Below are 25,992 nucleotides of genomic sequence, written 5' to 3' on the forward strand. Positions count from 1 at the left end.
CCCAGGCCCGGCACCTTCTTCAGGGCAAAACCCGCCGCCATCAGGCCACGACGAACCCAGCCGGTGGTGGTGAAGGTGCCCAGGGTAGTGCCTGGGCGCGACAGCCGCGCCAGTTGGGCGAACAGCTCGGGGGTCCACATGTCGGGGTTCTTGGCCGGCGCGAAGCCATCGAGGAACCAGGCGTCGATCGGCGCATCCAGTTGCGGCAGTTGCTCCAGCACATCGCCGATCAGCAGGGTGAGGGTGATGCGTCCACCCTCGAAGCTGAACTGCTGGAAGCCTGGGTGCACGGCCACATACTGGGCGAGCAGTTGCTGGCTGTAGGCAGCCAATTGCGGCCAGAGTGCGGTGGCCCGGCTCAGGTCGGCGAAGCTCAGTGGGTATTTCTCGACACTGACGAAATGCAGCCGCGCGTCGGCGTGGGCATGCTCGGCGAAGTGCTGCCAGGCGCAGAAGAAATTCATGCCGGTACCGAAACCGGTCTCGCCGATCACCAGGCAGCTGTGGGGCGCAAGTTCGGCGAAGCGCTGGCGCAGGCGGTTCTGTTCGATGAACACGTAGACCGTTTCATCGACGCCTTCGTTCTTCGAGAAGTAGACGTCGTCGTACTGGCGCGAGTGCGGGCGGCCCTGTTCATCCCAATCGAGCTGGGCGTAGGCGGGTAGGGGGGTATCAGGCATCGGTCGGCTCGTCATGCGGTGCAGGAGGCGATTCTAGGGGATTCAGGGCAGTCGTGCAGGCTCAGCCGACTGACCTGGGGCAAACCCGCGTGGTCGTAGATTCCGCTAATCTTGCTAATCCACTGAAGGAGCCCGCCCTATGTTCGAATCCGCACAAATCGGCCATGCCATCGACAAGGAAACCTTTGAAGCCGAAGTGCCCGCCCTGCGCGAGGCGCTGCTCGAAGCCCAGTACGAGCTCAAGCAGCAGTCGCGCTTCCCGGTCATCATCCTGATCAACGGTGTCGAGGGGGCGGGCAAGGGCGAGACGGTCAAGCTGCTCAACGAATGGATGGACCCGCGGCTGATCGAGGTGCGCACCTTCGACCAGCAGACCGACGAGGAACTGGCCCGGCCACCGGCCTGGCGCTACTGGCGTGCATTGCCACCGAAGGGGCGCATGGGCGTGTTCTTCGGCAACTGGTACAGCCAGATGATCCAGGGGCGGGTGCACGGGCAGTTCAAGGACGCCGTGCTCGACCAGGCCATTGCCGGTGCCGAGCGCCTGGAGCAGATGCTGTGCGACGAGGGCGCATTGATCATCAAGTTCTGGTTCCACCTGTCCAAGAAGCAGATGAAGGCGCGGCTCAAGGCACTCAAGGACGACCCGCTGCACAGCTGGCGCATCAGCCCGCTGGACTGGCAGCAGTCGCAGACCTACGACCGTTTCGTGCGTTTCGGCGAGCGTGTGCTGCGCCGCACTGGTCGCGACTACGCGCCCTGGCATGTGATCGAGGGTGTCGACCCGCACTACCGCAGCCTGGCGGTGGGGCGCATTCTGCTGGAAAGCCTGCAGGCGGCATTGGCCAACGACCCCAAGGGCAAGCACAAGGGCAACGTTGCGCCGCTTGGGCGCAGCATCGACCAGAAGAGCCTGCTGGGTGCGCTGGACATGACCTTGCGCCTGGAAAAGGCCGACTACCAGGAGCAACTGGTCAGCGAGCAGGCGCGCCTGGCTGGGCTGCTGCGCCACAAGCGCATGCGTCAGCACGCCCTGGTGGCGGTGTTCGAGGGCAACGATGCAGCCGGCAAGGGCGGGGCGATTCGCCGCGTCGCCGCCGCGCTCGACCCACGCCAATACCGGATCGTGCCCATCGCCGCGCCCACCGAGGAGGAGCGTGCCCAGCCCTACCTGTGGCGCTTCTGGCGGCACATTCCGGCACGCGGCAAGTTCACGGTGTTCGACCGCTCCTGGTATGGCCGGGTGCTGGTGGAGCGGGTGGAGGGCTTCTGCAGCCCGGCCGACTGGCTGCGCGCTTATGGCGAAATCAACGACTTCGAGGAGCAACTGAGCAACGCCGGGGTGGTGGTTGTGAAGTTCTGGCTGGCGATCGATCAGCAGACCCAGCTTGAGCGCTTCGAGGAGCGCGAGCAGATTCCCTTCAAGCGCTACAAGATCACCGAGGAGGATTGGCGAAACCGCGACAAGTGGGGCGAATACACCGCGGCAGTGGGCGACATGGTCGACCGCACCAGCACCGAGATTTCGCCGTGGACGCTGGTGGAGGCCAACGACAAGCGCTGGGCGCGGGTGAAGGTGCTGCGTACCATCAACGATGCGCTGGAGGCGGCGTTCGCCAAGGGCAAGAAGTAGATTCGCGATGGCCTTTTCATGGCCAATTCCGCTCCTGCAGGTACCCACCGAGTGTGGGTACTGTGCAATACCCGCTTCGCTACCCATGCCCCGACAGAATGACCTGATGAAATATTTTCCCGCATCGATCCCCCAGCCCAGTCTCCCGAGCCCTTAGAATCCCCATACCCCCACCACGGGCTGCAATCGAGGACGCTATGCACATTTCATCCGGACGCTGGGTCTATGGCCTGTTCCTGGCACTGTTGACCGCGCTGCTCTGGGGCATCCTGCCGATCAAGCTCAAGCAGGTGTTGCAGGTGATGGACCCGGTGACGGTCACCTGGTATCGCCTGATGGTGTCCGGCGGCCTGCTGTTCGCCTGGCTGACCGCGAACGGCCGCTTGCCGCGTTTCGATGGCCTGGGGCGCAAGGGCTACGGGTTGGTGGCGGTGGCCGTGCTCGGGCTGGTGGGCAACTACGTGCTGTACCTGGTGGGCCTGAAGTTGCTCAGCCCCGGCACGGCGCAACTGGTGGTGCAGCTGGGGCCGGTGTTGCTGCTGGTGGCCAGTGTGTTCGTGTTCAAGGAACGCTTCAGCTTTGGTCAGGGTGTCGGTTTACTGGTCCTGCTGGTGGGCTTCGGGTTGTTCTTCAACCAACGCCTGGAAGAGTTGCTGACCTCGTTGGGCGCTTACACCACCGGAGTGCTGACCATCGTCCTGGCCACCAGCATCTGGGTGTTCTACGCCTTGAGCCAGAAACAGCTGCTGACCGTGTGGCATTCGCAGCAGGTGATGATGGTGATCTACCTCTGCTGCGCCGTGTTGCTGACGCCCTGGGTACACCCGCTGGAGGCACTGCAATTGAGCCCGCTGCAAGGCTGGCTGCTGCTCGCCTGCTGCCTCAACACCCTGGTGGCCTATGGCGCGTTCGCCGAGGCGCTGGCCCATTGGGAGGCCTCGCGAGTCAGTGCGACCTTGGCCTTGACGCCATTGGTGACGTTCATCGCCGTGGCGCTGGCGGCCTGGGTGTGGCCTGAATTCGTGCAGGCCGAAGAGATCAACGCCCTGGGCTATGCCGGGGCGGTGACGGTGGTGCTGGGGTCGGCGCTGGTAGCGCTGGGGCCATCGCTGGTGGCTGGTTGGCGGGCCAGGCAGGCGCGGGTGGCGCAGGTTCGCTAGGGATCGGCGGCGACCCATTCGCGGGTAAACCCGCTCCCACAGGTGTTGCGCTGATTTCGGATTGCGCGCAGAACCTGTGGGAGCGGGTTTACCCGCGAAGAGGCCACCACTGGATTGGGATCAGCCCTTGCCCCCTGGCGCCAGCATGTTCTCCGGTCGCACCCACTGGTCGAACTGCTCGTTGGTCAGGTAGCCGAGCTCCAGTGCCGCCTCACGCAAGGTCTTGCCTTCGCTGTAGGCCTTCTTGGCGATTTCCGCCGACTTGTCATAGCCGATATGCGGGTTGAGCGCCGTCACCAGCATCAACCCACGCTCCAGGTGCGCGGCCATCTGCCCGGCATCCGGCTCGATGCCGGCCACGCAGTGCTGCTGGAAGTTGCGGCAGCCATCGGCCAGCAGCTCGATGGACTGCAACAGGTTGTGGATGATCACCGGCTTGAACACGTTCAACTGCAAATGCCCCTGGCTGGCCGCGAAACCGATCGCCGCGTCGTTGCCCAGCACCTGGCAGGCCAGCATCGACAGGGCCTCGCACTGGGTCGGGTTGACCTTGCCCGGCATGATCGAACTGCCTGGCTCGTTGGCTGGCAGGCGCACCTCGGCCAGCCCCGCACGTGGGCCGGAACCCAGCAGGCGCAGGTCGTTGGCGATTTTCATCAGGGCCACGGCCAGGGTCTTCAAGGCACCCGCCAGGCTGGTCAGCGGCTCGTGCCCGGCAAGGGCGGCGAACTTGTTCGGCGCGGTGACGAAAGGCAGGCCCGACAAAGCCGCCAGCTCCGCCGCGATGGCCTCGGCAAAGCCATGCGGGGCGTTCAGCCCGGTGCCCACCGCCGTACCGCCCTGGGCCAGTTCGCACACCGCTGGCAGAGCCGCGCGGATGGCGCGCTGGGCGTAGTCGAGCTGGGCGATGAAGGCCGAGACCTCCTGGCCAAAGGTGATCGGCGTGGCGTCCATCATGTGGGTGCGGCCGGTCTTGACCAGGTGCGTGTGGCGCGCCGACAGCTCCGCCAGACCCGCCGACAGTTCGGTGATCGCTGGCAGCAGCTTGTGCTGCACCGCCTGGACCGCCGCGATGTGCATGGCGGTGGGGAAGCAGTCGTTGGAGCTCTGCGAGCGGTTGACGTGGTCGTTCGGGTGCACCGGCACCTTGCCGCCACGGCCTTTGCCGGCCAGCTCGTTGGCGCGCCCGGCGATCACCTCGTTGACGTTCATGTTGCTCTGGGTGCCGCTGCCGGTCTGCCACACCACCAGCGGGAACTGGTCGTCGTGCTCGCCTGCCAGCACCTCGTCGGCGGCCTGCTCGATCAATCGGGCGATGTCGGCAGGCAGGTCGCCGTTGCGGTCGTTGACCCGCGCAGCGGCTTTCTTGACCAGGGCCAGGGCGTGCAGTACGGCCAAAGGCATGCGCTCCTTACCGATGGCGAAGTTGACCAGCGAACGCTGGGTCTGCGCGCCCCAGTAGGCGTCTTCAGGAACTTCGACCGGGCCCAGGCTGTCTGTCTCGATACGGCTCATGCTGCGTTCACTCCATAGTCTGTGCGAAACCGCAGTTTAGGCCTTGAACCGAACGAGCGGTCAACGCCCTCGTCATGCCACTTGAGCAGCGTGCCCTTGGCGGCGCAGAATGCTCTACTCTGAGGTACTCGCCTCCATCTCTTGAAGGATATGCAATGACCCGTCTTCGTGCCGTCTGCGCCGCCGTCGCCCTGGTTTGTGCCAGCGGCCAGGTACTCGCTGCCACCCCTAGCCACAACGCTGCCGCCGAGAAGTTCCTGACCCTGGCCAACGCCGACAAGCTGGGCACCCCGGTGTACATGCAGGTTCAGCAGATGTTCGCCCAGCGCTTCGAGCAGACCAAGGCACCGGCCAACAAGAAGGCCGTGCTCGACAGCTACACCGCCAAGGCCAATGCCGCCCTGGACAATGCCATCGGCTGGAACAAGCTCAAGCCGCAGATGGTCAACCTGTACACCGCGACCTTCACCGAGGCCGAGCTGAACGAGCTGGTCAAGTTCTACCAGTCGCCGCTGGGCAAGAAAGTGTTGAGCGAGATGCCCAAGGTCACCCAGCAGTCGGCCCAGCTGACCCAGCAGAGCCTGGAGCCTGCGGTACCGGTGGTCAACAAGCTGCTCGACGATATGACCAAGGAGCTCGACCCGAACGCTGGCAAGGCCGCACCGGCGAAGAAGTGAGCCAGACGCCATGAGCATGCAGCAACGCATCGAGCAACAGCTTTCCCCCCTTGATGGCGGGCACCTCGAGGTGCTCAACGAAAGCCACATGCACAGCCGTGGCCAGGAAACCCATTACAAGGCGGTGATCGTCAGCGAGCAGTTCGCGGGCCTGAACAGCGTCAAGCGCCACCAGAAGGTATACGCGACCATGGGTGAGCTGATGGGGCAGATCCACGCCCTGGCGATCCACACCTACACCCCCGAGGAGTGGGCCCAGGTCGGTGCTGCACCCGCCTCGCCAGTCTGTGCCGGGGGCGGCAAGCACTGAATCCTTGCCGGCATTCTGGTAGACTGCACAACGCGCCGCCCGTCGGCGCGTTTTTATTTGTCGTTCCGGTTCGCCCTTTGCGAGGGCACCCACCTGGAGAAACACCTGCATGTCCCAAAGCATCGTCGTGGCGGCGCTGTACAAGTTCGTCACCCTGCAAGACTACGTCGAGTTGCGCGAGCCGCTGCTCAAGGCCCTGCTCGACAACAATGTCAAAGGCACCCTGCTGTTGGCCCATGAGGGCATCAATGGCACCGTGTCCGGCACCCGCGAAGGCATCGACGGTCTGCTGGCCTGGCTGCGCAGCGACCCACGCCTGGTCGACATCGACCACAAGGAGTCGTACTGCGACGAACAGCCGTTCTACCGCACCAAGGTCAAGCTCAAGAAAGAGATCGTCACCCTTGGCGTGCCGGGCGTCGACCCCAACCAGCAAGTGGGCACCTACGTCGAGCCCAAGGATTGGAACGCATTGATCAGCGACCCCGAGGTGCTGCTGATCGATACCCGCAACGACTACGAAGTGGCCATCGGCACCTTCAAGGGCGCCATCGACCCGAAGACCGAGACCTTCCGCGAGTTTCCCGAGTACATCAAGGCCAACTTCGACCCAAGCAAGCACAAGAAAGTGGCGATGTTCTGTACCGGCGGCATCCGTTGCGAGAAAGCCTCCAGCTATATGCTCGGTGAAGGCTTCGAGGAGGTCTATCATCTTAAGGGCGGCATCTTGAAATACTTCGAGGAAGTGCCTCAGGAACAAAGCCTCTGGGACGGCGACTGCTTCGTCTTCGACAACCGGGTCACGGTGCGCCATGACCTCTCCGAGGGCGACTACGACCAGTGCCATGCCTGCCGCCACCCGATCGATGCCGATGACCGTGCGTCCGAGCACTACTCGCCAGGTGTCAGCTGCCCGCACTGCTGGGACAGCCTGAGCGAGAAGACCCGCCGCAGTGCCATCGACCGGCAGAAGCAGATCGAGCTGGCCAAGGCCCGCAACCTGCCGCACCCGATCGGCTACAACTACAAAGCCGAGGCCTGATGCATGACTGCACGCCTGCTCTATGTGATGGACCCGATGTGCTCCTGGTGCTGGGGTTTCGCGCCGGTAGCCGAGGCGCTCATCGCCCAGGCACGTGAGGCCGGGGTGCAGACGCACCTGGTGGTGGGTGGACTGCGCAGTGGCACCACGGCACTGGACACTTCCACTCGGCGCTACATCCTCGAACATTGGCAGGCGGTGGCCGAGGCCACCGGGCAGGCGTTTCGTTTCGAGGGGGCAATGCCGGAAGGCTTCGTCTACGACACCGAGCCTGCCTGCCGCGCGCTGGTTAGCGCCCGTGAGCTCGGCGGCGAAGGCGTGTGGCGCCTGCTGGCGGCAATCCAGCGGGCGTTCTACGAACAGGGCGTGGACGTCACCCGCGCGCCGCAGTTGGTGGAACTGGCCGAGCAGGCCGGTTTCGACCGCGGTGCGTTCGCCGACGCCTTTACCCACCCGGACACCCGCGCCGCGACTGCGGCAGACTTCACTTGGGTACAAGACCTGGGTATCGCCGGTTTCCCCACCCTGCTGGCCGAGCGCAACGGCCAGCTGGCGTTGCTGACCAATGGCTTCCAGCCTTTGGAGCGCCTACAGCCCTTGCTGGGCCGCTGGTTGCAGCAGGCCGCCTGTGCTTGACCTGCCGGGGTCGCCAGACCCTGTGCCAGGGCGCTCCCCCGCCGTGCCTGATCGCCTGAGCTGGTCGGAAATCCGTCGCCTGGCCCTGCATCACCGCAAAGCCCTGTGGACCGCCAACTTGGTGGCCGTGCTCGCGGCCCTGTGCAGCGTGCCGATTCCGCTGCTGCTGCCGCTGTTGGTGGACGAAGTGCTGCTGGGTCGCGGCGATGCCGCGCTGAAGTGGATGAATCAGTTTTTGCCGAGCCACTGGCAGCAGGCGACGGGTTATATCGGCCTGATGCTGGTTGCGACCTTTGGCCTGCGCCTGACCTCGTTGATCATGAGCGTTGTGCAGGCCAAGCTGTTCGCGGGGCTTGCCAAGGACATCGTCTACCGCCTGCGGATTCGTCTGATCGAGCGGCTTAAGCGCATTTCCCTCAAGGAATACGAAAGCCTGGGCAGCGGCACGGTGACCACGCACTTGGTCACCGACCTCGATACCCTGGACAAATTCGTCGGCGAAACCCTCAGCCGCTTCCTGGTCGCAGTACTGACCCTGACCGGCACGGCGGCCATCCTGCTGTGGATGCACTGGCAGCTGGCGCTGCTGATCCTGCTGTTCAACCCGCTGGTGGTGTATTTCACCGTGCAGTTGGGCAAGCGGGTCAAGCACCTGAAGAAACTGGAGAACGACAGCACCGGTCGCTTCACCCAGGCGCTGACCGAAACCCTCGATGCCATCCAGGAGATCCGCGCCGGCAACCGCCAGGGCTATTTCCTTGGGCGCCTGGGGCTGCGCGCGCGCGAGGTGCGTGACCGGGCCGTGGCTTCGCAGTGGAAAAGCGATGCCAGCGGGCGTGCCAGTGGCCTGTTGTTCCAGTTCGGCATCGACATTTTTCGCGCGGCGGCCATGCTCACCGTGCTGTTCTCGGACCTGTCCATCGGCCAGATGCTGGCGGTGTTCAGTTACCTGTGGTTCATGATGGGGCCGGTGGAACAACTGCTGAACCTGCAATACGCCTACTATGCCGCCGGTGGCGCGCTGAGCCGCCTCAACGAGCTGCTCAGCCGCGCCGACGAGCCACGCTATACCGCGGCCTGCGACCCGTTCGCCGGACGCGAGACAGTGGGCATCGAGGTGCGCGACCTGCGCTTCGCCTATGCCGATGAGCCGGTGCTGGAGCAGCTTGACCTGTCCATCGCCCCCGGCGAGAAGGTCGCCATCGTCGGTGCCAGTGGTGGCGGCAAGAGCACCCTGGTGCAACTGCTGCTGGGCCTTTACAGCGCACAGGCCGGCACTATCCGCTTCGGCGGCGCCAGCTTGCAGGAAATCGGCCTGGAAACCCTGCGCGAGAATGTCGCGGTGGTGCTGCAGCACCCTGCGCTGTTCAACGACACGGTGCGCGCCAACCTGACCATGGGCCGCGAAAGCACTGACGACGCCTGCTGGCAGGCGCTGCGCATCGCCCAGCTCGAAGCCACCATCGCCGCCTTGCCCCAAGGCCTGGACAGCGTGGTCGGGCGCTCCGGGGTGCGTCTGTCGGGCGGTCAGCGCCAGCGCTTGGCGATCGCCCGGATGATCCTGGCCGAACCCAAGGTGGTGATCCTCGACGAGGCCACCTCGGCGCTCGACGCCGCCACCGAGTACAACCTTCACCAGGCCCTGTCGCGCTTCCTCAGCGGGCGCACCACACTGATCATCGCCCACCGTCTCTCGGCCGTGAAACAGGCCGACCGCGTGCTGGTGTTCGACGGCGGCCACGTGGCCGAGGATGGTGGCCACCAGCAGCTGATCGCCGAAGGTGGTCTCTACGCCAAGCTGTACGGGCACCTGCAGCAGTCCTAGCTTCACTGCGCTCGTGTAGGCGCGAGCACGTTTTCGAGAGGTCGCTAAAAAGCCTACGCGCTCATGGCAAATGGCCTACGCTGAGCTTGTCTGGGTCGATTCGTGCCATATCCGCTCTGTGACAGGGACTACATGAAGGGAAATCGGGCTCTCGAGGCGCCAAGGTTGCTAGGCATCATCTGGCCCTTCGTCGCGGTGGTGGTCTTGCAGGTGCTGCTGGGCAGCATCAGCCTGTATTCGCTTTCGGCAATGCGCGCCTATGTGGCAGGCGAGAGCCTGTGGTCCAAGGCGCAGAAGGATGCCATCTACTACCTCAACCTGTACGCCGACGACCGCGACGAGCGCACTTTCCAGCGTTATCGCCAGGCCATCGACGTGCCCAAGGGCGACCACCAGCTGCGGGTTGCCCTCGACAAGCCCGAGCCAGACCTGGAAGCGGCGCGGCGTGGCATCCTGCAGGGCGGCAACCACCCCAACGATGTCAACCGGATCATCTGGTTCTATCGCAACTTCCGCCAGGTCAGCTACTTCCAGACGGCCATCGACTACTGGGATATCGGCGACGAATACCTGCGCCAGCTCGATGTACTGGCCGTGGAAATGCGCAACGGTTTTTCCCAGGGCACGGTCGGCCCCGTCCAGATCGCCCAGTGGCGTGCACGTATCGTCGCCATCAACGACGGTGTGACGCCCGCTGCCAAGGCCTTCAGCGATGCGCTGGGCGAAGGCTCGCGCGTACTGCTGCTGGTGCTGATGGTGACCAACCTGTTTACCGCGCTGTTCCTGATCGCCCTGGCCTGGTGGCGCTCGGGCAAGCTGCTGGCGCAACGACAAGCGTTCGCCAGCGCCTTGCAACAGGAGCGAGAGCGGGCGCAGATCACCTTGGAGTCGATTGGCGACGCGGTAATTACCACCGATGTCGAAGGCTGCATCGTCTACATGAACCCCGCCGCCGAGCAACTCACCCATTGGCAGGCCGCCCAGGCCCAGGGCTTGCCGCTGGCATCACTGTTCAGCCTGCTGGACGAGAACGCCGAGAAAGACAGCCGCACGCTGGTGGAGCAGGTGCTCAGCGGCAGCCTCAAGGGCGGTGCCGAGCATGCCCGGCTGATCCAGCGCCTGGACGGCAGCACGGTATCGGTGAACCTGGTGGGCTCGTCGATCTTCACCAACGGCCAGGCCAGCGGCATTGTCCTGGCGTTGCACGACATGACCCAGGAGCGCCAGTACATCGCCAACCTGTCCTGGCAGGCTACCCACGATGCCTTGACCGGCCTTGCCAACCGCCGTGAGTTCGAGTTCCGTCTGGAGCAGGCACTCAACGCCTTGGCGCGCAAAGGCTCGCGTCATTCGCTGATGTTCCTCGACCTGGATCAGTTCAAGCTGGTCAATGACACCTGTGGCCACGCGGCGGGCGATGAGTTGCTGCGGCATATCTGCGCGGTGTTGCAGTCCGGGCTGCGCGAGGGCGATACCTTGGCGCGACTGGGCGGCGACGAGTTCGGCGTGCTGCTGGAGAATTGCCCCGCCGACCAGGCCGAGCGCATCGCCGAGCACCTGCGCCACACCGTACAGAGCCTGCATTTCGTGTGGAAAGGGCGGCCGTTCGTGACCACGGTAAGTATCGGCCTGGTGCACATCGCACAGTCGCCCGGCACCCTGGAGGCCTCGCTGCGCGCCGCCGACATGGCGTGCTACATGGCCAAGGAAAAAGGCCGCAACCGGGTTCAGGTGTACCACGCCGACGACAGCGAGCTGTCGATGCGCTTTGGTGAAATGGCCTGGATCCAGCGTCTGCATGTGGCGCTGGAAGAAAATCGCTTCTGCCTCTATGCCCAGGAAATCGCCGCGCTCAAGCCCGACACCGGCCCAGGCCATCTGGAAATTCTCTTGCGTCTGCACGACGAGACCGGCCGCACCATCCTGCCCGACAGTTTCATTCCAGCCGCCGAGCGCTATGGCCTGATGACCGCCCTGGACCGCTGGGTGGTGCGCAATGTCTTTCAGGTGATTCGCCAATGTCTGGACGAAGGCCGCGATGGGCCGCTGGCCATGTGCGCGATCAACCTCTCAGGCACCAGCATTGGCGATGACAAGTTCCTCGAGTACTTGCAGCGGCTATTCGGGGAGTACCGTATTCCGCCGCGCATGATTTGTTTCGAAATAACCGAGACCAGCGCGATTGCCAACTTGGGAAGTGCTATTCGCTTTATTAATGAATTGAAAGGGCTGGGTTGCAAGTTCTCGCTGGATGACTTCTGCGCTGGAATGTCGTCATTCGCCTATTTGAAACATTTGCCGGTAGACTTCCTGAAGATCGACGGAAGTTTCGTAAAAGATATGCTTGATGATCCGATCAACCGAGCTATGGTTGAGGTAATTAATCATATTGGCCATGTGATGGGTAAAAGGACCATCGCCGAGTTCGTCGAGACACCTTTGATCGAGCAGGCCTTGCAGGAGATCGGCGTGGATTACGCCCAGGGCTACCTGATCGAAAGGCCGCAGGTATTTACCTGCGACAGCCTGCAGCGCCAACGGATTGTCGCCAGGCCCCTGCAACACAGGGCGCCGGGGACCTTTCGCTGACATAACGTCGGCATATCACAGGGAATCAAGGAGCTGACAGTGAGCGATGCATTCATAAGGATCGGGCCATTGATGGACCCTGCCAGTTACCCCGACTGGGCGCAGCAACTGATCGAAGATTGTCGTGAGAGCAAGCGCCGGGTAGTCGAGCACGCGTTCTACCAGCGACTACGCGATGGCCAGCTCAAGGCCAGCACCATTCGCCAGTACCTGATCGGTGGCTGGCCGGTGGTCGAGCAATTCTCCCTGTACATGGCCCAGAACCTGACCAAGACCCGTTATGCCCGCCATCCCGGCGAGGACATGGCGCGGCGTTGGCTGATGCGCAACATTCGCGTGGAATTGAACCACGCCGACTACTGGGTGCATTGGGCCCAGGCTCATGGCATCCACCCTCACGAGTTGCAGGCCCAGGACGTTCCGCCCGAACTCAATGGCCTGAACGACTGGTGCTGGCGGGTGTGTGCCACCGAGTCGCTGGCGATCGCCATGGCGGCCACCAACTACGCCATCGAAGGCGCGACGGGCGAATGGTCGGCGGTGGTCTGCGCCGAGGACACCTATGCCCAAGGCTTCCCAGAGGAAACCCGCAAGCGCGCGATGAAGTGGCTGAAGATGCACGCGCAGTACGATGATGCCCACCCCTGGGAAGCGCTGGAGATCATCTGCACGCTGGTGGGCGAGAACCCCACCTTGTTGCTGCGTCACGAGTTGCGCAAGGCGGTGTGCAAGAGCTACGACTGTATGTTCCTGTTCCTGGAACGCTGCATGCAAATGGAAGGACGCAGCCAGGGGCGGCTGCGTCCGGCGTTGGCTGCTGGTTGATGTTCGCCGGCCTCTTCGCGGGTTTACCGGCGAAGAGGCCGGCTCAGACGTCGGAAAACTTACTGCGCGTTGAACGCCTGTCCATTCACCCCGGTGCTGTCCGGGCCCATCAGGTACAGGTATACCGGCATGATGTCCTCGGGCAGCGGGTTGCTCTGCGGGTTCTCGCTTGGGTAGGCCTGGGCGCGCATCGCGGTTCGGGTGGCGCCGGGGTTGACGCTGTTGGCCCTTACCGGTGCCACGCCTTCCAGCTCGTCGGCGAGTGTCTGCATCAGCCCTTCGGTGGCGAACTTCGATACCCCATAGGCGCCCCAATAGGCCCGGCCCTTGCGGCCCACGCTCGATGAAGTGAACACCACCGAGGCATCCTGCGACAGCTTGAGCAGCGGCAGCAGGGTGCTGGTGAGCATGAACATGGCGTGGACGTTGATGTGCATCACACGCATGAAGTTGTCGCCTGACAACTGCTCCAGCGGCGTGCGCGGCCCGATGATCGAGGCGTTGTTGAGCAGGCCGTCGAGGCGCCCGAACTGCTTCTCGATCATCACCGCCAGTTCGTCATACTGGTGGGGCAGGGCGGTTTCCAGGTTGAACGGGATCACCACCGGTTGTGCGTGGCCGGCGGCCTCGATCTCATCGTAGATCTCGTTGAGATTGGCTTCGGTCTTGCCCAGCAGCAGCACCGTCGCGCCCAAGGCGGCATAGGCCTTGGCGGCGGCGGCACCGATGCCGCGGCCGGCACCGGTGACCAGGATGACCCGATCCTTGAGCAGGTCGGGGCGGGCGGTGTAGTCGAACATTGAACATTCCCTATTTCTATGGGACGACAGGGTAGGTGCTATCTGTTGGAATTCAGCAGCCGCACAGCGCGCTGTCGATTACCTTGCGCAGTTCCAGCGGGTGGTCCACCACCACGTCGGCGCCCCAGTTGTTGGGGTTGTCCTCCGGGTGAATATAGCCGTAGCGCACCGCCGCCGTGCGCGTGCCGGCATCACGCCCCGACTCGATGTCGCGCAGGTCATCCCCCACGAACAGCACGCTGGCCGGGTCCAGGTCCAGGGTCTTGCAGGCCAGGATCAACGGCTCGGGGTCGGGCTTGCTGTTCTTCACGTGGTCCGGGCAGATCAGCAGTGCCGAGCGCTCCGCCAGGCCCAGTTGCTGCATGATCGGCTCGGCGAAACGCACCGGCTTGTTGGTGACCACGCCCCACAGCAGGTTGCCTTTCTCGATGTCGGCCAGCAGCTCTGCCATGCCGTCGAACAGGTGGCTGTGCACCGCGCAGTCGCGCTGGTAGCGCTCGAGGAACTCCAGGCGCAGCGCCTCGAAGCCTTCGGCTTCGGGGCTGATGTCGAAGGTTTGCGCGACCATCGCCCGGGCACCGCCGGAAATCACGTCGCGGATGCGCTTGTCGTCGATGGCCGGCAGGCCGCGTTCGGCAAGCATCGCCTGGCAGATGGCGATGAAGTCCGGCGCCGTGTCTAGCAAGGTGCCGTCCATGTCGAAGAGTACTGCTCGCAAGCGCATGCTCATTCCTCGCGCAGGGTCTGGATCATGTAGTTGACGTCGACATCGCCTGCCAGCTTGTAGTGCTTGGTCAGCGGGTTGTAGGTCAGACCGATGATGTCCTTGACTTCCAGGCCTGCGGCGCGGCTCCAGGCGCCCAGTTCGGACGGGCGGATGAATTTCTTGAAGTCGTGGGTACCGCGTGGAAGCATCTTGAGGATGTATTCGGCACCGATGATCGCCAGCAGGTAGGCCTTGGGGTTGCGGTTGATGGTCGAGAAGAACACCTGGCCGCCCGGCTTGACCAGGCGGTGGCAGGCGCGAATCACCGACGAAGGGTCGGGCACGTGCTCGAGCATTTCCAGGCAGGTGACCACGTCGAACTGACCGGGCAGTTCCTCGGCCAGCGCCTCTGCGGTGACCTGCCGGTACTCCACCTCTACACCCGACTCCAACTGGTGCAACTGGGCGACCGCCAGTGGCGCCTCACCCATGTCGATGCCGGTCACGGTAGCGCCGCGCAGGGCCATGGCCTCGCTGAGGATGCCGCCGCCGCAGCCCACGTCCAGCACCTTCTTGCCGGCCAGACTGACGCGCTCATCGATCCAGTTGACGCGCAGCGGGTTGATGTCGTGCAGTGGCTTGAACTCGCTCTCGCGGTCCCACCAGCGATGGGCCAGGGCCTCGAACTTGGCGATTTCGGCGTGGTCGACGTTGCTCATTGAACAATCCCTCTGAAACTTCGATAAAAGGTGCTACAGGCGGCAGCACGGGCTGCCCCCCAGTTATTCTTTGCCCGCGCGGATACGGGCTCCCCAGGCACGGGCGGTGTCGACCAGGGCGTGTTCGTCCATGCGCGTCAGGCGCCGTTCGTCGAGCAGGTGTTCGCCGCCGACCCAGACATGCCGGGTGCATTCGCGGCCCGTGGCATAAACCAGCTGCGAAACCGGGTCATGCACCGGTTGCTGGGCCAGGCCGGACAAATCGAAGGCCACCAGGTCAGCCGCCTTGCCCACTTCCAGGGAACCGGTGACCGCCTCCAGGCCCAGGGCGCGGGCGCCGTTCAAGGTGGCCATGCGCAGGGCGCGATGGGCGTCCAGTGCGGTGGCCGAGCCGGCGACGGCCTTGGCCAGCAGTGCGGCGGTACGGGTTTCGCCCAGCAGGTCGAGGTCGTTGTTGCTGGCGGCGCCATCGGTACCTACCGCGACATTGACTCCAGCCTGCCACAAGCGCTCGACCGGGCAGAAGCCGCTGGCCAGCTTCAGGTTGGACTCCGGGCAGTGCACCACGCTGGTGTTGCTTTCTACCAGCAGGGCCAGGTCGTCGTCGCTGATTTGGGTCATGTGGACCGCTTGCAGGCGTGGGCCCAGCAGGCCAAGGCGCGCCAGGCGCATCAAGGGCCGCTCGCCATGCTCGGCAACGGCTTGCTCGACTTCGTGGGCTGTCTCGTGGATATGCATGTGCAGGGGAGCGTCGAGCTGGTCGGCGATCACCCGGATCTTCTCCAGGTTCTCGTCGTTCACGGTGTACGGCGCGTGCGGCCCCAGGGCGATGCTGATACGTGGGTGGTGACGCAGGTCGCCGAACAGTTCGATGGCCAGGTTAAGGCCTTCTTCCGGGGTGCGCGCGCCGGGGATGGGGAAGTCCAGCAAGGGCACGGAAATTTGCGCGCGAATGCCGCTGCGGTGCACTCGGTCGCAGGCTTCGCGGGGGAAGAAGTACATGTCGGCGAAGCAGGTGACGCCGCCCTTGAGCTGCTCGGCAATGGCCAGGTCGGTGCCGTCGCGCACGAAGCCTTCGTCGACCCAACGGCCTTCGGCCGGCCAGATGTGCTCCTGCAGCCAGGTCATCAGTGGCAGATCGTCGGCCAGCCCGCGGAACAGGGTCATCGCGGCGTGGCCGTGGGCATTGATCAGGCCGGGGGTCAGCAGGCAGTCGGGCAGTTCACGCACCTCGGCGGCCTGTGGCGCCTGGTCACGCGGGCCGACCCAGGCGATCAGGCCGTCGCGGATGCCGAGTGCGTGATCCTTCAGCACGACCCCGGCAGGCTCTACAGGTACCAACCAGGAAGGTAGCAGCAGCAAGTCGAGGGAAGCGGCAGCGTTGGGCATGCGGTATTTCCTGCTTCTATTAGGCGGAACGCGCAGTATACCCGAGCGCCTGCGGCTGGGGCTCGCTATAATCGACCGCTTTTGAATGGCCAATGACGGGGAGAGGCAATGCGCGAGCGACTTTTGGCGGCGGAGAAGGTGACGGGCATCCAGTGGCGGGATGGCACCTTGCATCTGCTCGACCAGCGCCTGCTGCCTGCCCGCGAGCACTGGCTGGCCTGCACCGATGTCGGGTCTGTGGTCGAAGCGATCCGCGGCATGGCGGTGCGCGGCGCGTCGGCCATTGGCATCGCGGCGGCCTATGGCCTGGTGCTGGCTGTGCGCCAGCGCCAGGCCGAGGGCGATGACTGGGAGTACACGCTGGAAGAGGATTTCCTGGCGCTGGCCGAGTCGCGCCCCACTGCTGCCAACCTGTTCTGGTCGCTGAACCGCATGCGCGAGCGTTTGCAGCGCCTGCGTGATGGCGAAGGCGCAGTGGCGGCCTTGGAAGCCGAGGCGCTGGCGATCCACGAAAGCGACCGTGAAGCCAACCTGACCATGGCCCAGTACGGGATCGAACTGATCCGCAAGCAGCAGGGCAACGCACAGACCCTGCTGACCTACGGCAATGCCGGAGCCCTGGCCAGCGGTGGTTTCGGCACCGCCCTGGGTGTGGTGCGGGCCGCTTACCAGGAAGGTATGGTCGAGCGCGTCTACGCCGGGGAAACCCGGCCTTGGTTGCACGGCTCGCGACTTACTGCCTGGGAATTGGCCCAGGAGGGCATTCCGGTCACCCTGTGTGCGGACTCCGCGCTGGCGCACCTCATGAAGACCAAGGGCATCACCTGGGTCGTGGTCGGTGCCGACTGCATCGCTGCCAATGGCGACGTGGCCGGCAAAATCGGCACTTACCAGATGGCCGTTGCCGCCATGCACCATGGGGTGCGTTTCATGGTGGTGGCGCCGAGCACCAGCATCGACCTGAACCTGGCCACCGGCGAAGACATCCCGCTGGAAGAGCGTGATGCCGGTGAACTGTTGGAAGTGGCCGGTACCCGGGTCGCAGCGGATGTCGAGGTGTTCAATACGGTGTTCGACGTGACCCCGGCTGACCTCGTCGATGTGATCGTGACTGAAAGAGGGGTTGTCGAGCGGCCTGATGCCGCCAAGATCGCCCAGCTGGTGAGCCGCAAGCGCTTGCACTGAAGGAGCCTTTTGTGTGCAGGAGGCGCCGAAGACAGGCGCAGATTTCCGCTCCAGCGGCATCCTGCCCTATCTCCCACGCTCCAAGCCTTTGTGATAACATCCGACAGTTTCCAAGGCCGCGCTTTGCAGCGGCCTTCATTGCGCAGATCCATGGCTCAACTCATTGATTTGTCGTATGTCGCCGCATGGCCAAGCGCTGCGGCGGCGAGCTTCGTTCGTCCACCGATGGATACGACGAAGTTTCACCAGAAAAAGGAATCAGGCTTCTCATGGGCGAACTGGCCAAAGAAATCCTCCCGGTCAATATCGAAGACGAACTGAGACAGTCCTACCTCGACTACGCGATGAGCGTGATTGTCGGGCGAGCGCTGCCTGATGCACGTGATGGCTTGAAGCCTGTGCACCGTCGCGTGCTGTACGCGATGAGCGAGCTGGGCAACGACTGGAACAAGCCGTACAAGAAGTCCGCCCGTGTGGTCGGTGACGTCATCGGTAAATACCACCCGCACGGCGATACTGCCGTGTACGACACCATCGTGCGCATGGCCCAGCCATTCTCGCTGCGCTACCTGCTGGTCGACGGCCAGGGCAACTTCGGTTCGGTCGACGGCGACAACGCCGCGGCCATGCGATACACCGAAGTGCGCATGACCAAGCTGGCCCACGAGCTGCTGGCCGACCTGCACAAGGAAACCGTCGACTGGGTGCCCAACTACGATGGCACCGAGCAGATCCCGGCGGTCATGCCGACCAAGATCCCCAACCTGCTGGTCAACGGTTCCAGCGGTATCGCCGTGGGCATGGCCACCAACATCCCGCCGCACAACCTGGGCGAGGTGATCGACGGCTGTCTGGCGCTGATCGACAATCCCGAGATCAGCGTCGATGAGCTGATGCAGTTCATCCCGGGCCCGGACTTCCCCACCGCCGGCATCATCAATGGCCGCCAGGGCATCATCGAGGCTTATCGCACCGGCCGCGGCCGCATCTATATGCGCGCCCGCTCCGAGGTCGAGGACATCGACAAGGTCGGCGGTCGCCAGCAGATCGTCATCACCGAACTGCCGTACCAGCTGAACAAGGCGCGGTTGATCGAAAAGATCGCCGAGCTGGTCAAAGAGAAGAAGATCGAAGGCATCACCGAGCTGCGCGACGAGTCCGACAAGGACGGCATGCGCATCGTTATCGAGCTGCGTCGCGGCGAGGTGCCGGAGGTGGTGCTCAACAACCTCTATTCGCAGACCCAGTTGCAAAGCGTGTTCGGCATCAACGTCGTCGCCCTGATCGACGGCCGTCCGCGTCTGCTCAACCTCAAGGACCTGCTCGAGGCGTTCGTCCGTCACCGCCGCGAAGTGGTGACCCGTCGCACCGTGTTCGAGCTGCGCAAGGCCCGCGAGCGGGGCCATATCCTTGAAGGCCAGGCGGTTGCGCTGTCGAACATCGACCCGGTCATTGCCCTGATCAAGGCTTCGCCGACTCCGTCGGAAGCCAAGGAAGCCCTGGTCAGCACGCCGTGGGAATCCAGTGCCGTTCAGGTCATGGTCGAGCGCGCTGGCGCCGATTCCTGCCGTCCTGAAGACCTGCCGGAGCAATACGGCCTGCGTGACGGCAAGTATTTCCTTTCGCCCGAACAGGCCCAGGCCATTCTTGACCTGCGCTTGCATCGCCTCACGGGCCTGGAGCACGAGAAGCTGCTGGCCGAGTATCAGGAAATCCTCGAGCAGATCGGCGAGCTGATCCGCATCCTGAGCAGTGCCGAGCGCCTGATGGAAGTGATTCGCGAGGAGCTCGAAGCGATTCGCGCCGAATATGGCGACGCGCGCCGCACCGAAATCCTCAACGCCAGCCACGACCTCAACTACGGCGACATGATCCCGGAAGAAGAGCGCGTGGTGACCATTTCCCATGGCGGCTATGCCAAGACCCAACCGTTGTCCGCTTACCAGGCCCAGCGCCGTGGCGGCAAAGGCAAGTCGGCGACCGGCGTGAAGGACGAGGACTACATCGAGCACCTGCTGGTCGCCAACAGCCATGCCACCCTGCTGCTGTTCTCCAGCAAGGGCAAGGTGTACTGGAAGAAGACCTACGAGATTCCGGAAGCCTCCCGCGCTGCCCGTGGTCGTCCGCTGGTCAACCTGCTGCCGCTGGAAGAGGGCGAGCGCATCACCGCGATGCTGCAGATCGACCTCGAGGCCCTGCAGCAGAGTGCCGATCTCGACGAAGACATCGAGGAAGCCGATGACACCGTGCTCGAGGGCGAGGTGGTCGAGGCCGAGGAAATCGACGAAGAAGACGGCGATACCCCTGAGTGGGTAGCCGAGCCGACCGGCGCCTACATCTTCATGGCCACAGCCTCCGGCACCGTGAAGAAAACCCCGCTGGTGCAGTTCGCCCGTCCGCGCTCCAACGGCCTGATCGCCCTGAAGCTCAAGGAAGGCGACACCCTGATCGCCGCCGCCATCACCGACGGTGCCAAGGAAGTCATGATGTTCTCCGACGCCGGCAAGGTGATCCGCTTCGCCGAGAGCGTGGTGCGCGAAATGGGCCGTAACGCCCGTGGCGTGCGTGGCATGAAGCTGGGCAAGGGCCAGCGCATCATCTCGATGCTCATCCCCGAATCCGGCGCGCAGATCCTCACCGCCTCCGAGCGTGGTTTCGGCAAGCGCACGCCGCTGTCGAAATTCCCGCGTCGCGGCCGTGGTGGCCAGGGCGTGATCGCCATGGGTACCAAGGGACGCAACGGCTTGCTGATCGGTGCCATCCAGGTGCAGGAAGGCGAGGAGATCATGCTGATTTCCGACCAGGGCACCTTGGTGCGTACGCGGGTCGGCGAGGTTTCCAGCCTTAGCCGCAACACCCAGGGCGTCACCCTGATCAAGCTGGCCAGCGACGAGACCCTGGTAGGCCTGGAGCGTATCCAGGAGCCTTCCGAGGAAATCGATGACGGCATCGAGACGGACGAGGAGGGCGTCGAGATCGGTGCCATTGAACCGCTCGATGACGACAGCGGTGCCACCGAAGAGGCACCTCAGGAATAAACAGCGCAACAACCCTGGCGGGGCGACCATTTGGTCGCCCCGCTGACTGAATAGAGCAGAGCGAGAGTGGATGTGAGCAAACGAGCCTTTAACTTCTGCGCAGGCCCTGCTGCGCTTCCCGACGCTGTCTTGCAGCGTGCCCAGGCCGAAATGCTGGACTGGCGTGGCAAGGGCTTGTCCGTGATGGAAATGAGCCACCGTGGCGACGACTACGTGGCGATCGCCGAAAAGGCCGAGCAGGACCTGCGCGACCTGCTGTCCATTCCCTCGAACTACAAGGTGCTGTTCCTTCAGGGTGGCGCCAGCCAGCAGTTCGCCGAAATTCCACTGAACCTGCTGCCCGAAGATGGCACCGCCGACTACATCGAGACCGGTATCTGGTCGAAGAAGGCCATCGATGAAGGTCGTCGCTTCGGCAATATCAACGTTGCCGCCAGCGCCAAGCCCTACGACTACCTGGCCATCCCAGGCCAGAACGAGTGGAAGCTGACCAGCAACGCTGCCTACGTGCACTATGCGTCCAACGAAACCATCGGTGGCCTGCAGTTCGACTGGGTGCCACAAACCGGTGACGTGCCACTGGTGGTCGACATGTCGTCCGACATTCTCTCGCGTCCGATCGATGTCTCCCAGTACGGCCTGATCTACGCCGGTGCGCAGAAGAACATCGGCCCCAGCGGCCTGGTGGTCGTCATCGTGCGCGAAGACCTGCTGGGCCGCGCTCGCAGCAGTTGCCCAACCATGCTCGACTACAAGGTCTCGGCCGACAACGGCTCGATGTACAACACCCCGGCCACCTATTCCTGGTACCTCTCGGGTCTGGTGTTCGAGTGGCTCAAGGAGCAGGGTGGCGTCGAGGCCATGGAGCAGCGCAATCGCGCCAAGAAAGACCGCCTGTATGGCTTCATCGACAGCAGCGAGTTCTACTCCAACCCGATCAGCGCCAACGCCCGTTCGTGGATGAACGTACCGTTCCGCCTGGCCGACGAGCGCCTGGACAAGGCCTTCCTGGCCGGTGCCGATGCCCGCGGCCTGCTCAACCTCAAGGGGCACCGTTCGGTGGGGGGCATGCGTGCTTCCATCTACAACGCCCTGGGCCTGGACGCCGTCGAAGCCCTGGTGGCCTACATGGCCGAGTTCGAGAAGGAGCACGGCTGATGTCCGAACACGAGCTCAAGGCGCTGCGTGTACGCATCGACAGCCTCGATGAGAAGATTCTCGAGCTGATCAGCGAGCGTGCCCGCTGTGCCCAGGAAGTGGCGAAGGTCAAGACCGCTACCCTGGCCGAAGGCGAGACCCCGGTGTTCTATCGCCCCGAGCGCGAAGCCGCGGTGCTCAAGCGCGTCATGGAGCGCAACAAGGGGCCGCTGGACAACGAAGAAATGGCACGGCTGTTCCGCGAGATCATGTCGTCCTGCCTGGCACTGGAAGAACCGCTGAAAGTCGCCTACCTCGGCCCGGAGGGTACCTTCACCCAGGCGGCGGCCATGAAGCACTTCGGCCATGCCGTAGTCAGCCGTCCGATGGCGGCTATCGACGAAGTGTTCCGTGAAGTGGCGGCCGGTGCCGTCAACTTCGGCGTGGTGCCCGTGGAGAACTCCACCGAGGGCGCGGTCAGCCACACCCTGGACAGCTTCCTCGAGCACGACATGGTGATTTGCGGCGAGGTGGAACTGCGTATCCACCACCACCTGCTGGTGGGCGAGAACACCAAGACCGACAGCATTACCCGCATCTACTCCCATGCCCAGTCCCTGGCGCAGTGCCGCAAGTGGCTGGATGCCCACTACCCGAACGTCGAGCGCGTTGCGGTATCGAGCAATGCCGAAGCGGCCAAGCGGGTCAAGGGCGAGTGGAATTCGGCGGCGATCGCCGGCGATATGGCGGCCAACCTGTACGAGCTCACTCGCCTTGCCGAGAAGATCGAAGACCGCCCGGACAACTCCACGCGCTTCCTGATGATCGGCAACCAGGAAGTGCCGCCGACCGGCGACGACAAGACCTCGATCATTGTCTCGATGAGCAACAAGCCGGGTGCGCTGCACGAACTGCTGGTGCCATTCCACGAGAGCGGCATCGACCTCACCCGCATCGAGACCCGTCCGTCGCGCAGTGGCAAATGGACCTACGTGTTCTTCATCGACTTCGTCGGCCATCACCGCGACCCGCTGATCAAGGCGGTGCTGGAGAAGATCAGCCAGGAGGCAGTGGCGCTCAAGGTGCTGGGCTCCTATCCGAAGGCGGTGCTTTGATCCGGGCCCATGAGGGCCCACACACTGTCTTGATTCCTGAACAGGGTTCGCACTCGTGGTAGATGCCGTAACAAACAAAACTGCACCGATCATCGACCGTCTGGTCGTGGTCGGCCTTGGCCTGATCGGCGGCTCCTTCGCCAAGGGCCTGCGTGAAAGCGGCCTGTGTCGCGAGGTGGTGGGGGTCGACCTCGACGCCCAGTCACGCAAGCAGGCGGTCGTGCTGGGCGTGGTCGATCGCTGCGAGGAAGATCTTGCAGCCGCCTGCGTCGGGGCCGACGTCATTCAATTGGCCGTGCCGATCCTGGCGATGGAGAAGCTGCTGGCGCGCCTGGCCCAGCTCGACCTGGGTGATGCGATCATCACCGATGTCGGCAGCGCCAAGGGCAATGTGGTGCGCGCCGCCCGCGAAGCCTTTGCTGCGCGCCTGCCGCGCTTCGTGCCGGGCCACCCGATCGCCGGCTCCGAGCAGAGTGGGGTGGAGGCTTCCAATGCCGCGCTGTTCCGCCGTCACAAGGTCATTCTTACCCCGCTGGCAGAAACCGACCCCGCCGCGCTGGCCCTGGTCGATCGCCTGTGGCGCGCGCTCGAGGCCGATGTCGAGCATATGCCGGTAGAGCGGCATGACGAGGTGCTGGCTGCTACCAGCCACCTGCCTCATCTGCTGGCCTTCGGCCTGGTCGATTCCTTGGCCAAGCGCAATGAAAACCTGGAGATCTTCCGGTACGCTGCGGGGGGCTTTCGCGATTTCACGAGAATCGCCGGCAGTGACCCGATCATGTGGCACGACATCTTCCTCGCCAACCGCGAAGCTGTCCTGCGCACGCTGGATACATTTCGCAGCGATCTCGACGCCTTGCGCGATGCGGTCGATGCTGGGGACGGGCACCAGCTGCTGGGTGTTTTCACCCGCGCCCGGGTAGCCCGCGAGCATTTCAGTAAAATCCTGGCCCGTCGGGCCTATGTGGACGCTATGAACGCCAACGACCTGATTTTCCTGGCCCAACCTGGTGGCCGCGTGTCCGGACGGATTCGCGTACCGGGCGACAAATCGATTTCCCATCGCTCGATCATGCTCGGCTCGCTGGCCGAAGGCACCACCGAGGTGGAAGGCTTCCTCGAAGGCGAGGACGCCCTGGCGACCCTCCAGGCCTTCCGTGACATGGGGGTGGTCATCGAAGGCCCGCACCATGGCCGCGTGACCATCCATGGCGTTGGCCTGCATGGCCTCAAGCCGCCACCTGGGCCGCTGTATGTCGGTAACTCCGGCACCTCCATGCGCCTGCTGTCCGGCCTGTTGGCGGCCCAACCGTTCGACACCACCATGACCGGCGATGCCTCGTTGTCCAAGCGTCCGATGAACCGAGTGGCCAACCCGCTGCGCGAAATGGGTGCAGTGGTCGAGACCGGCCCGGACGGTCGTCCGCCGCTGACCATTCGTGGCGGTCACAAGCTCAAGGCGCTGAATTACACGCTGCCGATGGCCAGTGCCCAGGTTAAATCCTGCCTGCTGCTGGCGGGCCTGTACGCCGAAGGCACCACCACCGTCACCGAGCCTGCGCCGACCCGTGACCACACCGAGCGCATGCTGCGTGGCTTTGGCTACGCGGTGCAGTCGAACGGTCCGGTTGCGTCGCTCAAGGCCGGTGGCAAGCTCAGCGCAACCCGTATCGAAGTGCCGGCAGATATTTCCTCCTCGGCGTTCTTCCTGGTCGCGGCCTCCATCGCCGCCGAAGGTTCGGAGCTGGTGCTGGAGCATGTCGGCATCAACCCGACCCGTACCGGGGTGATCGACATCCTGCGTCTGATGGGCGGCGACATCACTCTGGAAAACCAACGTGAAGTCGGCGGCGAGCCGGTGGCCGACCTTCGTGTGCGTGCCGCCAAGCTCAAGGGTATCGAGATTCCCGAGCAGCTGGTGCCGCTGGCCATCGATGAGTTCCCGGTACTGTTCGTCGCTGCGGCCTGCGCCGAAGGGCGCACTGTGCTGCGCGGTGCCGAAGAGCTGCGGGTCAAGGAATCCGACCGTATCCAGGTGATGGCCGATGGCCTGATCGCCTTGGGCGTGAAGTGCGAACCGACCCCGGATGGCATCATCATCGACGGCGGCCAGATCGGCGGCGGCGAAGTGCACGGCCATGGCGACCACCGCATTTCGATGGCTTTCAGTATCGCCTCGCTGCGCGCCAGTGCGCCGATCCGTATCCATGATTGCGCCAACGTCGCCACCTCGTTCCCGAACTTCCTGGCGCTGTGCGGCGAGGTTGGGGTCAACGTCGCTGAAGAGGGCAAGTCGTGAATATGCTAGCGCCGGTCATCACCATCGATGGGCCGAGCGGCTCGGGCAAGGGGACCGTCGCCGGCCTGCTGGCGCGCGAGCTGGGTTGGCGCCTGCTGGATTCCGGCGCGCTGTACCGCCTGTTGGCGTTTGCCGCCGGCAACCACGGCGTCGATCTGACCAATGAAGAGCTGCTCAAGGCGCTTGCCGCCCATCTGGACGTGCAGTTCATTGCGGCCGAGCCAGGTAAGCTGCAACAAATAATTCTTGAGGGTGAGGATGTCAGCAATGTCATCCGCACCGAAAAGGTCGGTGCCGGGGCTTCGATGGTTGCCTCGTTGCCCGCAGTGCGCGAGGCGCTGTTGCAGCGCCAGCGCGCTTTCCGCGAAGCGCCAGGCCTGATCGCCGATGGTCGGGACATGGGTACCGTGGTGTTCCCCGATGCCCCTTTGAAGGTGTTCCTCACCGCCAGTGCGGAGGAACGCGCTCGACGTCGTTATTTGCAGTTGAAGAGCAAGGGTGAGGATGTTAGTCTGGCGAGTCTGCTGGATGAGATACGTGCACGCGATGAGCGTGACACCCAGCGCGCGGTGGCCCCGCTGAAACCAGCGGCCGATGCCATCCAGCTGGACTCCACCGAGTTGTCCATCGAGCAGGTGTTACAACGTATCAGGAGCGAGCTCGCCCAGCGCGATCTGCTCTGATAACCAGGAAAGCGGGCAGGGTCACCAGT

21 protein-coding genes are annotated in these 25,992 nt (G+C 64.0%); 15 read left to right on the forward strand and 6 right to left on the reverse strand.

The features are described 5' to 3' along the window. Positions 1 to 680: tRNA (5-methylaminomethyl-2-thiouridine)(34)-methyltransferase MnmD (gene mnmD / locus RAC97_RS18405; RefSeq protein WP_375100975.1), on the reverse strand; the 680-nt coding region annotated here is incomplete at its 3' end. Between the two features lie 139 nt (positions 681 to 819). Here mnmD and pap point away from each other — a divergent pair. Next, entirely contained in the window at positions 820 to 2,313 is a 1,494-nt protein-coding gene (pap, locus tag RAC97_RS18410; RefSeq protein ID WP_375100976.1) for a polyphosphate:AMP phosphotransferase, read from the forward strand. A 197-nt stretch (positions 2,314 to 2,510) separates the two neighbouring features. Further along, complete coding sequence (locus RAC97_RS18415) at positions 2,511 to 3,473, forward strand: DMT family transporter (protein ID WP_375100977.1); 963 nt, start codon at positions 2,511 to 2,513, stop codon at positions 3,471 to 3,473. A 120-nt stretch (positions 3,474 to 3,593) separates the two neighbouring features. On the opposite strand, the gene RAC97_RS18420 is transcribed toward RAC97_RS18415, so the two are convergent. Beyond that, positions 3,594 to 4,988, reverse strand: a complete 1,395-nt coding sequence (locus RAC97_RS18420) for a class II fumarate hydratase (RefSeq protein WP_375100978.1) — start codon at positions 4,986 to 4,988, stop codon at positions 3,594 to 3,596. A gap of 155 nt (positions 4,989 to 5,143) precedes the next feature. Here RAC97_RS18420 and RAC97_RS18425 point away from each other — a divergent pair, with 155 nt between their 5' ends. The 7 genes from RAC97_RS18425 to RAC97_RS18455 all read left to right on the forward strand — a co-directional run bounded on the left by RAC97_RS18425 (position 5,144) and on the right by RAC97_RS18455 (position 12,892). Next, positions 5,144 to 5,665, forward strand: coding sequence for a DUF2059 domain-containing protein (locus RAC97_RS18425; RefSeq protein ID WP_375100979.1), 522 nt, complete (start codon positions 5,144 to 5,146; stop codon positions 5,663 to 5,665). Between the two features lie 10 nt (positions 5,666 to 5,675). After that, on the forward strand, positions 5,676 to 5,975 hold the full coding sequence (locus tag RAC97_RS18430) for a BolA family protein (RefSeq protein WP_375100980.1): 300 nt from the start codon (positions 5,676 to 5,678) through the stop codon (positions 5,973 to 5,975). A gap of 109 nt (positions 5,976 to 6,084) precedes the next feature. Further along, positions 6,085 to 7,017, forward strand: coding sequence for a rhodanese-related sulfurtransferase (locus tag RAC97_RS18435; protein WP_375100981.1), 933 nt, complete (start codon positions 6,085 to 6,087; stop codon positions 7,015 to 7,017). Between the two features lie 3 nt (positions 7,018 to 7,020). Next, a complete protein-coding gene (locus tag RAC97_RS18440; protein ID WP_375100982.1) occupies positions 7,021 to 7,653 on the forward strand; it encodes a DsbA family protein in 633 nt (210 codons plus the stop codon). After that, positions 7,646 to 9,478, forward strand: a complete 1,833-nt coding sequence (locus RAC97_RS18445) for an ABC transporter ATP-binding protein (protein ID WP_375100983.1) — start codon at positions 7,646 to 7,648, stop codon at positions 9,476 to 9,478. Before RAC97_RS18440 ends, RAC97_RS18445 begins: the two co-directional genes overlap by 8 nt. A 132-nt stretch (positions 9,479 to 9,610) precedes the next feature. After that, on the forward strand, positions 9,611 to 12,067 hold the full coding sequence (locus RAC97_RS18450) for an EAL domain-containing protein (protein WP_375100984.1): 2,457 nt from the start codon (positions 9,611 to 9,613) through the stop codon (positions 12,065 to 12,067). Positions 12,068 to 12,106: 39 nt separating this feature from the next. Further along, positions 12,107 to 12,892 (forward strand): TenA family transcriptional regulator, encoded by a 786-nt coding sequence (locus tag RAC97_RS18455; protein ID WP_375100985.1) that lies wholly within the window; start codon positions 12,107 to 12,109, stop codon positions 12,890 to 12,892. A gap of 59 nt (positions 12,893 to 12,951) precedes the next feature. Here RAC97_RS18455 and RAC97_RS18460 read toward each other — a convergent pair whose 3' ends face one another. From RAC97_RS18460 to RAC97_RS18475, 4 genes are all read right to left on the reverse strand, one after another. Continuing rightward, the gene (locus RAC97_RS18460; protein WP_375100986.1) at positions 12,952 to 13,692 is read right to left on the reverse strand and encodes a YciK family oxidoreductase; all 741 of its coding nucleotides are present in this window, start codon (positions 13,690 to 13,692) and stop codon (positions 12,952 to 12,954) included. A 52-nt stretch (positions 13,693 to 13,744) separates the two neighbouring features. Further along, the gene (mupP, locus tag RAC97_RS18465) at positions 13,745 to 14,416 is read right to left on the reverse strand and encodes an N-acetylmuramic acid 6-phosphate phosphatase MupP (protein ID WP_375100987.1); all 672 of its coding nucleotides are present in this window, start codon (positions 14,414 to 14,416) and stop codon (positions 13,745 to 13,747) included. 2 nt (positions 14,417 to 14,418) lie between these two features. Further along, complete coding sequence (gene ubiG, locus RAC97_RS18470) at positions 14,419 to 15,117, reverse strand: bifunctional 2-polyprenyl-6-hydroxyphenol methylase/3-demethylubiquinol 3-O-methyltransferase UbiG (protein WP_375100988.1); 699 nt, start codon at positions 15,115 to 15,117, stop codon at positions 14,419 to 14,421. 63 nt (positions 15,118 to 15,180) lie between these two features. Beyond that, positions 15,181 to 16,506, reverse strand: coding sequence for a TRZ/ATZ family hydrolase (locus RAC97_RS18475; RefSeq protein WP_375100989.1), 1,326 nt, complete (start codon positions 16,504 to 16,506; stop codon positions 15,181 to 15,183). Positions 16,507 to 16,614: 108 nt separating this feature from the next. Here RAC97_RS18475 and mtnA point away from each other — a divergent pair, with 108 nt between their 5' ends. The 6 genes from mtnA to cmk all read left to right on the forward strand — a co-directional run bounded on the left by mtnA (position 16,615) and on the right by cmk (position 25,963). Beyond that, entirely contained in the window at positions 16,615 to 17,691 is a 1,077-nt protein-coding gene (mtnA, locus tag RAC97_RS18480; protein ID WP_375100990.1) for an S-methyl-5-thioribose-1-phosphate isomerase, read from the forward strand. A gap of 269 nt (positions 17,692 to 17,960) precedes the next feature. Further along, a complete protein-coding gene (gene gyrA / locus RAC97_RS18485) occupies positions 17,961 to 20,729 on the forward strand; it encodes a DNA gyrase subunit A (protein WP_375100991.1) in 2,769 nt (922 codons plus the stop codon). A gap of 72 nt (positions 20,730 to 20,801) precedes the next feature. Further along, entirely contained in the window at positions 20,802 to 21,887 is a 1,086-nt protein-coding gene (gene serC, locus RAC97_RS18490; protein WP_375100992.1) for a 3-phosphoserine/phosphohydroxythreonine transaminase, read from the forward strand. Next, entirely contained in the window at positions 21,887 to 22,981 is a 1,095-nt protein-coding gene (gene pheA, locus RAC97_RS18495; RefSeq protein ID WP_375100993.1) for a prephenate dehydratase, read from the forward strand. The genes serC and pheA overlap by 1 nt, the downstream gene beginning before the upstream one ends. 88 nt (positions 22,982 to 23,069) lie before the next feature. After that, a complete protein-coding gene (locus RAC97_RS18500; protein WP_375101045.1) occupies positions 23,070 to 25,280 on the forward strand; it encodes a bifunctional prephenate dehydrogenase/3-phosphoshikimate 1-carboxyvinyltransferase in 2,211 nt (736 codons plus the stop codon). A 2-nt stretch (positions 25,281 to 25,282) separates the two neighbouring features. Beyond that, entirely contained in the window at positions 25,283 to 25,963 is a 681-nt protein-coding gene (gene cmk / locus RAC97_RS18505) for a (d)CMP kinase (protein WP_375101046.1), read from the forward strand. Positions 25,964 to 25,992: the final 29 nt, after the last annotated feature.

It is taken from the genome of Pseudomonas sp. LS_2 (assembly GCF_042709235.1).
In the GTDB taxonomy this organism is placed as follows: domain Bacteria; phylum Pseudomonadota; class Gammaproteobacteria; order Pseudomonadales; family Pseudomonadaceae; genus Aquipseudomonas.

Bases quoted from the DNA above. Each gene is read 5' to 3' on its own strand.
- pap (WP_375100976.1), top strand. From the start codon at position 820: ATGTTCGAATCCGCACAAATCGGCCATGCCATCGACAAGGAAACCTTT.
- RAC97_RS18415 (WP_375100977.1), top strand. From the start codon at position 2,511: ATGCACATTTCATCCGGACGCTGGGTCTATGGCCTGTTCCTGGCACTG.
- RAC97_RS18420 (WP_375100978.1), bottom strand. From the start codon at position 4,988: ATGAGCCGTATCGAGACAGACAGCCTGGGCCCGGTCGAAGTTCCTGAA.
- RAC97_RS18425 (WP_375100979.1), top strand. From the start codon at position 5,144: ATGACCCGTCTTCGTGCCGTCTGCGCCGCCGTCGCCCTGGTTTGTGCC.
- RAC97_RS18430 (WP_375100980.1), top strand. From the start codon at position 5,676: ATGAGCATGCAGCAACGCATCGAGCAACAGCTTTCCCCCCTTGATGGC.
- RAC97_RS18435 (WP_375100981.1), top strand. From the start codon at position 6,085: ATGTCCCAAAGCATCGTCGTGGCGGCGCTGTACAAGTTCGTCACCCTG.
- RAC97_RS18440 (WP_375100982.1), top strand. From the start codon at position 7,021: ATGACTGCACGCCTGCTCTATGTGATGGACCCGATGTGCTCCTGGTGC.
- RAC97_RS18450 (WP_375100984.1), top strand. From the start codon at position 9,611: ATGAAGGGAAATCGGGCTCTCGAGGCGCCAAGGTTGCTAGGCATCATC.
- RAC97_RS18460 (WP_375100986.1), bottom strand. From the start codon at position 13,692: ATGTTCGACTACACCGCCCGCCCCGACCTGCTCAAGGATCGGGTCATC.
- mupP (WP_375100987.1), bottom strand. From the start codon at position 14,416: ATGCGCTTGCGAGCAGTACTCTTCGACATGGACGGCACCTTGCTAGAC.
- ubiG (WP_375100988.1), bottom strand. From the start codon at position 15,117: ATGAGCAACGTCGACCACGCCGAAATCGCCAAGTTCGAGGCCCTGGCC.
- RAC97_RS18475 (WP_375100989.1), bottom strand. From the start codon at position 16,506: ATGCCCAACGCTGCCGCTTCCCTCGACTTGCTGCTGCTACCTTCCTGG.
- mtnA (WP_375100990.1), top strand. From the start codon at position 16,615: ATGCGCGAGCGACTTTTGGCGGCGGAGAAGGTGACGGGCATCCAGTGG.
- gyrA (WP_375100991.1), top strand. From the start codon at position 17,961: ATGGGCGAACTGGCCAAAGAAATCCTCCCGGTCAATATCGAAGACGAA.
- pheA (WP_375100993.1), top strand. From the start codon at position 21,887: ATGTCCGAACACGAGCTCAAGGCGCTGCGTGTACGCATCGACAGCCTC.
- cmk (WP_375101046.1), top strand. From the start codon at position 25,283: ATGCTAGCGCCGGTCATCACCATCGATGGGCCGAGCGGCTCGGGCAAG.